The organism is Actinomadura darangshiensis, from assembly GCF_004349235.1.
Lineage (GTDB): Bacteria > Actinomycetota > Actinomycetes > Streptosporangiales > Streptosporangiaceae > Spirillospora > Spirillospora darangshiensis.
This window is the reverse complement of the sequence record NZ_SMKY01000276.1, coordinates 1-11,866: the sequence shown is the minus strand read 5'-3', so window position 1 is coordinate 11,866 and position 11,866 is coordinate 1. Positions and strand designations below refer to the sequence as shown.

Annotated in this window: 10 protein-coding genes; 4 read left to right on the top strand and 6 right to left on the bottom strand. The window is 71.1% G+C overall.

Going from position 1 to position 11,866, the window contains the following annotated elements; genetic code table 11:
* Nucleotides 1-199: 199 nt before the first annotated feature.
* A complete protein-coding gene (nrfD, locus tag E1293_RS37405; RefSeq protein WP_132203270.1) occupies nt 200-1,234 on the bottom strand; it encodes an NrfD/PsrC family molybdoenzyme membrane anchor subunit in 1,035 nt (344 codons plus the stop codon).
* Entirely contained in the window at nt 1,231-2,049 is an 819-nt protein-coding gene (locus E1293_RS37400; protein ID WP_243717124.1) for a 4Fe-4S dicluster domain-containing protein, read from the bottom strand. The genes nrfD and E1293_RS37400 overlap by 4 nt, the downstream gene beginning before the upstream one ends.
* A gap of 195 nt (nt 2,050-2,244) precedes the next feature.
* Here E1293_RS37400 and E1293_RS37395 point away from each other — a divergent pair, with 195 nt between their 5' ends.
* The gene (locus tag E1293_RS37395; RefSeq protein ID WP_132203266.1) at nt 2,245-2,643 is read left to right on the top strand and encodes a PaaI family thioesterase; all 399 of its coding nucleotides are present in this window, start codon (nt 2,245-2,247) and stop codon (nt 2,641-2,643) included.
* Here E1293_RS37395 and E1293_RS37390 read toward each other — a convergent pair.
* Both E1293_RS37390 and E1293_RS37385 read right to left on the bottom strand, forming a co-directional pair.
* A complete protein-coding gene (locus E1293_RS37390; RefSeq protein ID WP_132203272.1) occupies nt 2,640-3,500 on the bottom strand; it encodes a PaaX family transcriptional regulator in 861 nt (286 codons plus the stop codon). The two genes, E1293_RS37395 and E1293_RS37390, sit on opposite strands and share 4 nt — an antisense overlap.
* A gap of 127 nt (nt 3,501-3,627) precedes the next feature.
* Nucleotides 3,628-4,842 (bottom strand): RNA-guided endonuclease InsQ/TnpB family protein, encoded by a 1,215-nt coding sequence (locus E1293_RS37385; protein ID WP_243717122.1) that lies wholly within the window; start codon nt 4,840-4,842, stop codon nt 3,628-3,630.
* Nucleotides 4,843-5,148: 306 nt separating this feature from the next.
* Between E1293_RS37385 and E1293_RS37380 the strand changes: the two genes are divergently transcribed.
* The 3 genes from E1293_RS37380 (at nt 5,149) to boxB (ending at nt 9,945) form a co-directional block, all read left to right on the top strand.
* Complete coding sequence (locus E1293_RS37380) at nt 5,149-6,750, top strand: benzoate-CoA ligase family protein (RefSeq protein ID WP_132203264.1); 1,602 nt, start codon at nt 5,149-5,151, stop codon at nt 6,748-6,750.
* 119 nt (nt 6,751-6,869) lie between these two features.
* A complete protein-coding gene (gene boxC / locus E1293_RS37375) occupies nt 6,870-8,522 on the top strand; it encodes a 2,3-epoxybenzoyl-CoA dihydrolase (RefSeq protein WP_132203262.1) in 1,653 nt (550 codons plus the stop codon).
* 7 nt (nt 8,523-8,529) lie between these two features.
* Entirely contained in the window at nt 8,530-9,945 is a 1,416-nt protein-coding gene (boxB, locus tag E1293_RS37370) for a benzoyl-CoA 2,3-epoxidase subunit BoxB (protein ID WP_132203260.1), read from the top strand.
* Here the strand turns inward: boxB and E1293_RS37365 are convergent, their stop codons facing one another.
* Both E1293_RS37365 and E1293_RS37360 read right to left on the bottom strand, forming a co-directional pair.
* On the bottom strand, nt 9,946-11,136 hold the full coding sequence (locus tag E1293_RS37365) for a cytochrome P450 (RefSeq protein ID WP_132203258.1): 1,191 nt from the start codon (nt 11,134-11,136) through the stop codon (nt 9,946-9,948).
* An 11-nt stretch (nt 11,137-11,147) separates the two neighbouring features.
* The coding region (locus E1293_RS37360; protein WP_132203256.1) for a PDR/VanB family oxidoreductase at nt 11,148-11,866 on the bottom strand (719 nt) is incomplete at its 5' end.

Below are 11,866 nucleotides of genomic sequence, written 5' to 3'. Positions count from 1 at the left end.
GAGCAGGGATCTGCGGCGGGGGACTCTTGCGCGTTGCACGTTGGCAGACATGTTCGGCGAACTCCTGACACGAGGCACCTGGCGGGCGCCTTGGGGGGTGGGGGACGGCCGTCCGCGAGCACCGCGAGAATGCTCTCTTCTTGCAGTCAGGTCAAGAGCTTGCGCAAGATTGCAATGTACTTGCAGAAAGGCGACAGTTTCAGGACGTCGGCTCCGACACGCGTGAGGCGAGGCGTTCCCGCTGGGGAACGACGGTGTACTTGGGGTCTTCCGCCGACTGCATCCCGGCGTAGAAGACACCGAAGCGCGTGCAAGCGGAACCGGCCAGGAGCGCCGCGCCGCTGAGCAGCGCGCCCGCCCGGCCGCGCCCGCCGAGCAGCACGCCCCCGGCGGCGCCCGCGGCCGACAGGATCTCGCCCGCGCGCACGAGCCGCCCGGCCCTGCCCACCGTGTACGGCTCGGCGGCGAGCCCGGCCCGCCGCCGCAGCCGCTTGGCCGCGGCCAGTTCCAGCGCCGTCCCGAACACGGCGGCCGTGCGCATCGGCCCGGTCTCCCGGACGGGCGAGGCGACCAGCGCCATGCCGGCCGCGGCGGTCGTCGACGACCCGACGAACAGCAGCGGCAACTCCCGGTGCACCTCGTGCCAGGCGGGCACCGCGGTGTCGGCGATCAGCACGGCGGTGTAGGAGGCGACGGCCGGGCCGAGCGCGGCGGCCCCGGCGGTCGCGGCAACGCCCAGGCGCGGGAACAGCCCGGTCACGTCCAGGACGGCCGCCGCGCCCGCCGCCGGGCCGTAGCCGGCCAGCACCCAGGAGCCCACGCTCATCGGCGACGTCGGCTTCATGACCCGCAGCATGTTGTAGAACCGGCCGGGCCGGCCGAGGTCGTGGATCAGCGCGGCCGTGGAACCGGCGATGGCCCCCAGCGAGGAGATCTTCAACGCCCGCGCGGCGGCCGGCCGCCCGGTGAGCTGCGCGCCCGCGGCCAGCATCGAGCCGGCCCCCGCGAGGCCGCCGAGGAAGAGGTACGCGGCGACGTCGGACGCCTTCCAGACGGGCGGGTTCAGGACGGGCTTGCCGTAGTAGGAGGTGAACTCCGCCTCCGGCACCATCGCCTTCTCGCCGCGCCGTCTTCCGTGCCGGCCCTGGCGGCGCCGCAGGCCCTTGCCCACCTGGGCCTCCCGGCCTGGCCGCGCGCCCCGAACGCCGTCCTTGCCGACCTCCGACGAGCTCATCGCGTGCCTCCAATGCGGCCGTGTGCGGCGAAGACGGCGGCGAGCCCGCCGAGCAGCGCGGCCGCGGCCACGCCCGCGTGCTTCCACATGGACGGCAGCTCGCGCGTGGACACCACCGGATCCGGCGGCAGGCCGTACACCTCCGGCTCGTCCAGGAGCAGGAAGAAGGCGCCGTCGCCGCCGACGCCGTCGTCAGGGTCGTGGCCGTAGAGGCGCGCGTCCTCGACACCGAGGTCGTGGAGCTGGCCGACGCGCATCGCGGCCCGCTCGCGCAGCTCGTCCAGCGGACCGTACTGGATGGAGTCGGTCGGGCACGCCTTCGCGCACGCCGGCTCCTGGCCCGCGCCGAGCCGGTCATAGCACAGCGTGCACTTCCAGACGCGGCCGTCGTCCTTGCGCTGGTCGATCACCCCGTACGGGCAGGCGGGCACGCAGTAGCCGCAGCCGTTGCAGATGTCCTCCTGGACGACGACCGTGCCGAACTCGGTGCGGAACAGCGAACCCGTGGGGCACACGTCCAGGCAGGCCGCGTGCGTGCAGTGCTTACAGACGTCGGACGCCATCAGCCAGCGCATGTCGGTGGCCCCGCCACCGGGCGCGTCGCTGTCGTCGATCCCGGACTCGGCGTTCCCCATCGGCTTGTCCTGCTCGATGAACGCGACATGCCGCCAGGTGTCCGCGCCGAGGCCCTGCGTGTTGTCGTAGGACATCCCGGTGAACTCCAGGCCGTCCTCGGGGATGGCGTTCCACTCCTTGCACGCCACCTCGCACGCCTTGCAGCCGATGCACACGGACGTGTCGGTGAAGAAGCCCATCCGGTCGGGAGGGTCGGCGTAACCGGCGTCGGCGGCGACGTCGGGTTCCGCGCCGGCGAGCAGGTTCCGTCCGATCAAACTGCCCATTCCTGGACCTCCCATCCGCGGATCCTCTCCGCTTTCCCGGCGATGCGCCTCCTACACCAGTCCGGCACGCCGTTGACGCTCGTTTCGGCGGCTGGATAGCTTTCGGGAATGACGGTCGAACACCCCGGTTACGCCGGCCCGCTGGACGAGACCCTCGGCCTGCTGGTCACCGAGGCGTCCGACCGGGAGGTCGTGGCCGAACTGGACGTCACCGACAAGCTCATGCAGGGGTACGGGATCGTCCACGGCGGCGTTTACTGCTCGATCACCGAGACGGTGTGCAGCATCGGCGCGGCGCTCACGGCCGGGCTGGACAACCAGGTCGTCGGCGTCAGCAACCACACCCGGTTCATCCGCGCCGTGCGCGGCGGCCGGCTGCTGGCCCGCGCCCGTCCCGTCGACCGGGTGGGCGACCACCTGACGTGGCAGTCGACGATCACCGACGACAAGGGCCGCGTTGTCGCCGAGGGCACGGTCAACCTGCTGAGACTCTCCCCGCAGGGCTAGTCGTCGCTCATCGCCTTCCACTGGCGGTCGGCGATGGGGCGCCAGGTGTCGTGGCGCTCGTGGAAGAGGGAGAACGCCTGCGAGCCGCTCCAGTCGTCCGGGAGCAGCTCCGCCGGGAGGCCCGGGTCGAGGAACGGGAACCGGCGCCACTCCTGGACGAGCCTGGCGTGCGCGGCGAACGTCCCCGGATCATCGGCCGGACGCAGCGTGCCGACGGCGTCGAGGAAGTCCTCGTAGGCGAGTTCGATCTCGTCCAGGTCCCAGGCCTGCCGGGCCACGCGCCGCGCCTCGGACAGGTCGCCGAGCCGCCCGACGAAGAGCGTCGAGGTCTCCGCGACACCGATCTCGCCGAGCACGGCCCTCACCTCCGGCTCGCGTTCGGGATGCGGACTGACCCACACGCCGGGGGAGAGGTTGCCGAGGCCGCTCCAGGCGAGCCGCGTCCGCAGCAGGTGGCGGAGCCTGCGGCTGGTCTCCGGGACGGTGGCGAGCACCATGAGCCACTGCCCGTCCCAGTCGCCGACCGGGCCGCCGAAGCCGTAGATCCGCTCGGTGCCGTCGGTGAGCAGCCGCTCACCGGACGGGGTGAGCCGCCAGGCGGTGCGGCGGCCGTGCCGTTCCCCGGCGAGCCAGCCCTCGCCGGCGCTGCGCGCGAGCGCCTGCCGGACGGCCTTCTCCTCGACGCCGAGCAGCCCGAGCGCCCGCAGGAACGTCGCCGTCCACACCGGTTCGCCGCCCGGGAGGACGAACTCGCCGAGCACGGTCAGCAGCAGCGACCGCGCGCTCGCCGCGCCGAGCTCGCGCCGGCGCCGGAACCTCGGCTCGGCGTGCCCCGCGTCCTTGCCGCTTCGGGCCATGTGCTCCTCCTCCTGGGCCCTTCTGGGGCGCGCCCGTCCATGCAACGCTGTCCAGTTTGGCATCCTCCCGATGGCTTGAGCCGTCGGGGATTCCATTTCGCGTGGTGCGAGCTGGAGCGGTAATGCCTTACGGTTTCCCGCTGGTTGGCGCTTCGTCGACCCGCCCAGCGGCTGGAGGTCTCCACGCCCTGAAACCCGAATGCCCTCGGGCCAGAGTGTTCTTGGCGCCTACGGTGTCGGCGTGTTCGGCATGGCCGCAGCAGGTGCACGCGAACTCCGCTTGGCTCTTGCGGTTGTTCGCGTCCACGTTGCCGCAGCCTTCGGCCGGGCACGTCAGCGAGGTGTAGGCAGGGTTGATGGTGCGCACGACGGCGCCCGTGACGCGGGACTTGTTCCGCACCGCAAGCTCGAACAAGTGCCAGCCCTTGTCCAAAATGGCTCGGTTCTGTCCGGTCTTGGCCGCCACGTTCGTGCCGGGTTCCTCGGCGGTTCCCTTCGCGCTGGCGGTCATTCCCCGGATGTTGAGCTTCTCCAGGACGACGAGGGCATTGCCCGACACGACGAGGTCGGCGGCCTTGACGCAGAAGTCGCGTCGCCGATCGCGCTCGCGTCGCCGGATGATGCGTATCTTCTCCCTCGTAGCCTGGCGGCGCCTGGATCCGGGACGGCATTTGCTGCGTCGGCGCTCCAGCCTGCGCAACCGCTCCTGCTCTCCATCGGACAAGAAGGACCGGTCGAAGAAGTTACCGTCGCTGGTGGCGATGGCGTTGGCCACGCCACGGTCGACGCCGGTTCGCCCGCGCTGCAGGCTCACGGCCTTTTCCGGTCGGCCGGTATCGACCAGGAAAGAGACGTACCAGTGGCGGCCATCGCGCTTGAGGGTGGCCGAACGGATGGATCCGCCCAAAGGACGCGACCAACGAAAGCGGACCCATCCCAGCTTGGGCAGCCTGACCCGGCCGGTCTTGCGGTTCAGCCTCTCCACCCGGATCTTGCCGCCCTCGGGGAACCGGAAGGACGGCGTCCAGCGGTTGCTGCCGCTTCTGCCGCGCCAATGGACCTTCCAGGGACCATGGACACGGCACGCGGCATCAAGATCGAGCAGCGTCTGCTGAAGGCAGTGTCCTGGTGCCTCGACCAGCCATTCCAGGCCCGGTTCGCGCTTGGCCTCGGCCAACTGGGCCGCTTGTTCGCGATAGGAGATGAACGCGCCTCGGCGTTGATGGCTGCGGCGCTGTTCCAGGGCTGTGTTCCATACGGATCGGCACGTCCCGCCGATGCGATCCGCGAACACCGCTTGTTCAGGAGTGAACTGCAGCCGGTAACGGCGGCCAGCCCGCATGCATGCCCCCTCTCCAGACGCCTCGGAACTCGGACCAGGCCCTTGCGAAGCGCATGCTGGGCTTTCGGTCATCATCTGTATACGCACCGTGACAGTGGTTGGGATCGTACAGGCGATTGTGCTTCCTCGCACTCCAGTTCGATGCGTTGGCCGGCGGAAGTGCTTGCCGTCATGATGGGAGTCGAAGGGCCCGCCTCCTGGCGCCCCGCAGCCCATGCGACCGGGGCATCGTTCCACAAGTCTATTGACTAGCGTTGCGTGTCTGTAGAGCATTGGTGGCACGGTTCCCGGCGAGTGGAGACCCCGATGACCGCTGAAACGGCGACCGCACCGGTCCCGCCCGATACGTTCAACGCGTCCGAGTACCTGCTTCAGGCCGCGTTCCGGCCGGAGACCGCCGCCCGGACGGCCATTACGGGGCCGGGCGGCGATCTGAGTTACGGCGAGCTGGCCGAGCTGGCCGGGCACATCGCGGCGGGGCTCGAACAGTGGGGCACGCGGGCCGAGGAACGCGTCGTCCTGTTCATGGCCGACGGGCCTCCCATGGCCGCCGCGATCCTGGGCGCGATGCGGCTCGGGGCCGTGCCCGTCCCGGTGTCGACGATGCTGACGGGTGCCGAGCTGGCCGCTCTGCTGAACGACGCGCGGGCCAGGGTCCTGCTGGTCAGCGACCGGTTCGCGGTCGCGGCCGAGTCGGCCGTCGCGCATGCGCCCGGCGTCCGGCGCGTCGCGGTCGAGGGCGACGCGACGCTGCGGGCCCCGGACGGCGTGCGGGTCGGCTCCTTCGAGGACCTGGTCCACGAGGGGCGCGCCCATGGCGGTGAGCTGGCCGAGCCCTACATGACCGCGGAAGACTCCAGCGCGTTGTGGCTCTACACGTCCGGGACGACCGGCAAGCCGAAGGGCGCGATGCACCGGCACGCCAACATCCGGCACGTCGTGGAGACCTACGGGCGCCAGGTCCTCGGCATCACCCCCGAGGACCGCTGCTACTCCGTCGCCAAGCTGTTCTTCGCCTACGGGATCGGCAACTCGCTGTTCTTCCCCCTCGCCACCGGCGCGACGACGATCCTGGATCCCGACCGGCCGACGCCCGCGTCGGTGGCCGAGCGGCTGGCCGAGTACCGCCCGACGCTGTTCTTCGCCGTCCCGACCTTCTTCGCCGCGATCCTGAACGCCGACGTCCCGGCGGAGGCGTTCGCGTCCGTCCGGCTGGCGGTGTCGGCGGGCGAGCCCCTGCCCGCCGAGCTGTGCCGCCGCTTCACCGCCAAGTACGGCGTGGAGATCATCGACGGGATCGGCTCGACGGAGTGCCTGCACATCTTCCTGTCGAACCGCCCGGGGGAGGTGCGCCCGGGGACGACCGGCACCGCCGTGCCCGGCTACGAGCTTCGGGTCGTGGACGCCGACGGGACCGAGGTCAAGCCGGGGACGCCGGGTTCGCTGCTGGTACGGGGCGAGTCGATCGCGACGGGCTACTGGTGCCGCACCGAGACGACCCGGCAGGTGTTCCAGGGGGAGTGGCTGCGCACCGGCGACACCTACGTGGTCGACGAGGACGGCTACTACACCTGCCTCGGCCGCACCGGCGACATGCTGAAGGCCGGCGGCATCTGGGTGTCGCCCGCCGAGGTGGAGGGGCGGCTCCTGGAGCACCCGGCCGTGTCGATGGCGGCCGTCGTGGGGCTGGCGGACGCCGACGGCCTGGACAAGCCGATCGCCGCCGTCGTCCTCAAGGAGGGGGCGTCCGCCGGGCCAGCGGAGCTGATCGAGTTCTGCCGGGCCGGGCTCGCGTCGTTCAAGCGCCCGCGCGAGGTGCTGATCGTGGACAAGCTGCCCACGACGCCGACCGGCAAGCTGCGCCGGTTCGCGGTCCGCGAGCTGGCCGCGACCCTGCTCGCTCCCTGACCCCGGCCGGGCCGCCGTCCCGTCCGGGGCGGCGCACGGGCTGATGTGCTACAAACTCTTGACGTGTAGAACGAAATTTGTGGAATATGGTGGAGACGACACCGGCGGAAGGACATCTCATGAGCACCGCCCCGCACGTGGAGTTCCGGGTGGAGCCGTCCGGCTACCGGCACTGGAGCCTGGACGTCGACGGCCCGGTCGCCACCCTCACGATGGCGGTGGACGAGCAGGGCGGCCTGGTCCCCGGTTACGAGCTGAAGCTGAACTCCTACGACCTGGGCGTGGACATCGAGCTGTACGACGCCGTCCAGCGGCTCCGGTTCGAACACCCCGGGGTGCGGACCGTGGTGGTCACCAGCGGCAAGGACAAGATCTTCTGCGCGGGCGCCAACATCCGGATGCTCGCCGCGTCCCCGCACGCCTGGAAGGTCAACTTCTGCAAGTTCACCAACGAGACCCGCAACGGCATCGAGGACGCGACGGCGAACTCCGGCCAGACCTACCTGGCGGCCGTGAACGGCACCGCGTCCGGCGGCGGCTACGAGCTGGCCCTCGCCTGCGAGCACATCATGCTCGTGGACGACCGGTCCTCGGCGGTGTCGCTGCCGGAACTGCCGCTGCTCGGCGTCCTGCCCGGGACCGGCGGCCTGACCCGCGTGTCGGACAAGCGGCACGTCCGGCGCGACCGCGCCGACTACTTCTCCACCAAGGCCGAGGGGCTGGGCGGGAAGAAGGCCGTCGCGTGGCGCCTGGTGGACGAGGCCGTCCCCCGCACCGCCTGGGACGAGACGGTCGCGCGGCGCGCGGCGGAGCTGGCGGCGCGCTCGTCCCGGCCGGACGATGCCGAAGGCATCGCGCTCACGCCGCTCGGCAAGGAGCGGACCGGCACGTCGATCACCTACCGGCACGTGTCGGCGAAGCTGGACCGCGCCGCGGGCGCCGTCGAGATCACGATCGCGGGCCCGGACGCCTCACCCGGAGATTTCCGGGACGCCGGCTTCTGGACGTTCGCGATGACCCGCGAGCTTGACGACCTGATCCTCGACCTGCGCACCAACGAGCTGGAACTCGGCACATGGGTGTTCCGCACGACCGGCCGGGCGGAGCACGTCCTGGCGCATGACCGGCTGCTGCTCGACAACGCCGGCGACTGGCTCGCCAACGAGATGCTGCACTACCTCAAGCGGACGCTCAAGCGCCTGGACGTCACCAGCCGCAGCCTCATCGCCCTGATCGAGCCGGGCGGCTGCTTCGCGGGCTCACTGCTGGAGATCGCGCTCGCCGCCGACCGGACGTACCAGCTCGAAGGCGTCTTCGAGGACGTCGACCCGGACGCCGACCCCGCGACGGTCACCGTGGACGCGATGAACCTGGGCCCGCTCCCGATGAGCAACGGCCTGACCCGCCTGGAGACCCGGTTCCTCGGCGACGACGGCGCCCTGGCGGCCGTCCGCGACGCGTCCGGGAAACCGCTTGAGGCGGGCGACGCCGAGCGCCTCGGACTGGTCACGTTCGCGCCCGACGACATCGACTGGGACGAGGAGGTCCGCATCGCGATCGAGGAGCGGGCCAGCTTCAGCCCCGACGCGCTCACCGGCCTGGAGGCCAACTACCGGTTCCCCGGCCCGGAGACGCTGGAGACCAAGATCTTCGGGCGGCTGACGGCCTGGCAGAACTGGATCTTCACCCGTCCGAACGCGTCCGGCCCCGACGGCGCCCTGCGCCGCTACGGCACCGGTCAGCGCGCCGACTTCGACCGAAAGCGAGTGTGAGCAGCGTATGGCGACCACCGCCGACTACACCGAGAAGATCCCGAACAACGTCGACCTGCACGAGGACCGGCGGCTGCAGCGGGCCCTGGAGTCGTGGCAGCCGAACTTCCTGAACTGGTGGGAGTCGATGGGCCCGACCCTGCCGACGCAGGACGTCTACCTGCGCACGGCCGTGAACGTCGGCCGCGAGGGCTGGGCGAACTTCGGGCACGTCGCCATGAAGGACTACCGGTGGGGCATCTTCCTGGCCGAGCGCGACGGCGACCGGCGCATCGGCTTCGGGCAGCACAAGGGGGAGCCCGCCTGGCAGAAGGTGCCGGGCGAGTACCGGGCCGACCTGCAGCGGCTGATCGTGATCCAGGGGGACACCGAGCCCGCGTCGGTCGAGCAGCAGCGCAACCTCGGCGCGACCGCGCCCAGCCTCTACGACCTGCGCAACCTGTTCCAGGTGAACGTCGAGGAGGGCCGCCACCTGTGGGCGATGGTCTACCTCCTGCACGCCTACTTCGGACGCGAGGGACGCGAGGAGGCCGAGGAGCTCCTGCACCGAAACTCCGGCAGCGACGAGTCTCCCCGCATCCTGGGCGCCTTCAACGAGGAGACGCCCGACTGGCTGTCCTTCTTCATGTTCACCTACTTCACCGACCGGGACGGCAAGTACCAGCTCGGCACGCTGAAGGAGTCCGGCTTCGACCCGCTGTCGCGCACCTGCGAGTTCATGCTCAAGGAAGAGGCCCACCACATGATGGTGGGCACCACGGGCATCGACCGGATCGTCGAGCGGACCGTCCAGCTGATGAAGGAGCACGACACCGACGACGTCACCGCGCACGGCGCGATCTCGCTGGACGTCCTCCAGAAGTACCTGAACTTCCACTACTCGGTATCGCTCGACCTGTTCGGCTCGGAGACGTCCAGCAACGTGGCGAACTACTACACGGCCGGGCTCAAGGGCCGCTGGATGGAGGGCCGGCGCAAGGACGACCACCGCCTCACCGACGACGCCTTCATGGTGGACGCCCTGGTCGAGGGCTCCATCAGCCAGGCCGAGGTCGCCGCGCTGACCGGTCTGAACACCGACCTGCGCCGCGAGTACGTCTCCGACTGCCAGAGCGGCGTCAACCGGTGGAACCGCATCCTGTCCGAGGCGGGCCTGCCGCAGCGCCTCTACCTGCCGAGCGTCGCCTTCAACCGCAAGGTCGGGGCGTTCGCCGGCATCGAGGCCACCCCGCGGGGCGAGATGCTCGACGCCTCGGAATGGGACGGGCGCAAGGGCGCCTGGCTCCCGACGGAGGTCGACAAGACCCACGTCCGGTCGCTGATGAGGCCGGTGCACGAACGCGGCAAGATCGCCGGCTGGATCGCCCCGCCGCGCAACGGGATCAACGGCCGGTCCTTCGACTACGAGTACGTCCGCCTCTAGTCAGGACACCCGGACGGGCAGGGTCTTCCAGGCCCGCAGCGTGTTGTTGTGGTGGCGCACCGGCTCGCCCGCGAGTTCGATGCGCCGGACGCGCCGGGCCAGTGCGGTCAGGAGCGCCTCGGACTCCAGGCGCGCCACGTGCTGGCCGGCGCACTGGTGGATGCCCATCCCGAACCCGACATGGCCGGACGGGTCGCGGGCGAGGTCGAACGCGTCGGGGTCGTCCCAGCGCCGCGGGTCGCGGTTGGCGGCGCCGAGGAACATGAGGATCTTCCGGCCGTCCGGGACGACGGTCCCGGCGATCTCCCGGTCGCCGACGGCGGTGCGGAAGAACGTCTGGACGGGCGACTGCCACCGGACGGCCTCGTCGAACGCCGTCCGCGCAAGATGCGGTTCGCGGCGCAGCCGTTGCCACTGCCCGGGGTTGACGGCGAAGGCGTAGAGGACGGCGGCGAGCCCGTGCACGGTCGTGTCGACGCCCGCCGACAGCAAGGACCGGACGACGAGCGGCGCCTGGTCGTGCGTGATGTCGCCCCGGTCGGCCGCCGCCCAGATCTGCGCGCCGAACCCGTCCTCACTCAACCGGTCGCGCGCACACTGGGCGTTGACCCGGCCGGACAGCTCCCCCACGCGGGGCCGGCCCTTCTCCACCAGGTCGTTCACCGGCCCGAACGCGTTGAACAGGTGGTCGCCGTAGGGGAGGAGGTTCTCGCGGCCGTCCTGCCCGAGACCGACCGCGTCGGGGAAGACCCGGAGGGGGAACGCCTCCGCGAGTCGGGCCACGGCGTCGAACTCGGCCGCCCGCAGCACCTCGTCGACGAGTTCCTCGGCGTCGGCGAACCAGGCTTCGCGCAGCCGCCGCAGCGCCCGGGGTCCAAGGACCTTCGCCAGGACGGCCCGGGGTGCGTCATGCCGGGGCGGGTCGGCCTCCAGGAGGAGGCTCGGCGGGCGCCACGGCTTCTCGTGCCGGAAGTTGCTGAGCCCGACCCCGGCGGCAGACTGGAGGCCCTGCCAGTCGGCGAGCGCCGCGTGCACGTGCTCATACCGCGCCAGCGCGAACACGTCGTATCTGGTCAGGTACGTGACGGGCGCGGTGTCGCGCAGCCGCGCGTGCAGCGGTAGCGGATCTTCGAGGGCGTCGTGCCCGAACGGGTCGGCGTCGATGGCGGGCGGAGCCTGAACAGCGGCCATGCCGGTTCCTCTCAAAGGTCCAGGACGAGCCGGTCGGAGCGGGAGCGCGACACGCACACGAACATGCAGTCGCCGGCGTCGCGTTCGCCGTCGTCGAGGATCGAGTCGCGGTGGTCGGGTTCGCCTTCGAGGACGGGCGTCTCGCACGTCCCGCAGAGCCCCTGCCGGCAGGACGACAGGACGCCCACGCCCATGCCGCCGACCGCGTCCAGGACCGACTGTCCCGGCCGGACCGTCACGGACCTGCCGGACCGCTCCAGCCTCAGCTCGAACGGCTCGTCCCGGACGGCCCCGTAATCCCTGGCGACGAAGCGCTCGGTGCGCAGCAGCCCTCGCGGCCAGGCGGAGCAGCGGGCCTCCACGGCTTCGAGCAGGGGAGCGGGGCCGCAGCAGTAGACCTTGGTGGCCGGGTCGGCTTCGCCCAGCCAAGCCGGGAGGTCGAGGAGCCCTTTCTCGTCCTGCGGGACGACGGTGACCTTGCCGCCGTACGCGTTCAGGACGTCCAGGAAGGCCATCGACGTGCGCGAACGGCCGCCGTAGAGGAGCCGCCACCCGATGCCGAGCATCTCGGCCTGCCGCACCATGGGCAGCAGCGGGGTGATCCCGATGCCGCCGGCGATGAACAGGTACCGCTCCGACGGGACGAGCCGGAAGTTGTTGCGCGGCCCGCCGATCGAAACCCGGTCCCCCTCCCGCAGATCGTCATGCACGAACGCCGACCCGCCGCGCC

Excerpts from the sequence above, each read along its gene's own strand:
- E1293_RS37390 (WP_132203272.1), bottom strand. The coding sequence starts at position 3,500 with ATGGCCCGAAGCGGCAAGGACGCGGGGCACGCCGAGCCGAGGTTCCGG.
- E1293_RS37380 (WP_132203264.1), top strand. The coding sequence starts at position 5,149 with ATGACCGCTGAAACGGCGACCGCACCGGTCCCGCCCGATACGTTCAAC.
- E1293_RS37365 (WP_132203258.1), bottom strand. The coding sequence starts at position 11,136 with ATGGCCGCTGTTCAGGCTCCGCCCGCCATCGACGCCGACCCGTTCGGG.
- E1293_RS37395 (WP_132203266.1), top strand. The coding sequence starts at position 2,245 with ATGACGGTCGAACACCCCGGTTACGCCGGCCCGCTGGACGAGACCCTC.
- boxC (WP_132203262.1), top strand. The coding sequence starts at position 6,870 with ATGAGCACCGCCCCGCACGTGGAGTTCCGGGTGGAGCCGTCCGGCTAC.
- E1293_RS37385 (WP_243717122.1), bottom strand. The coding sequence starts at position 4,842 with ATGCGGGCTGGCCGCCGTTACCGGCTGCAGTTCACTCCTGAACAAGCG.
- E1293_RS37400 (WP_243717124.1), bottom strand. The coding sequence starts at position 2,049 with ATGGGCTTCTTCACCGACACGTCCGTGTGCATCGGCTGCAAGGCGTGC.
- boxB (WP_132203260.1), top strand. The coding sequence starts at position 8,530 with ATGGCGACCACCGCCGACTACACCGAGAAGATCCCGAACAACGTCGAC.
- nrfD (WP_132203270.1), bottom strand. The coding sequence starts at position 1,234 with ATGAGCTCGTCGGAGGTCGGCAAGGACGGCGTTCGGGGCGCGCGGCCA.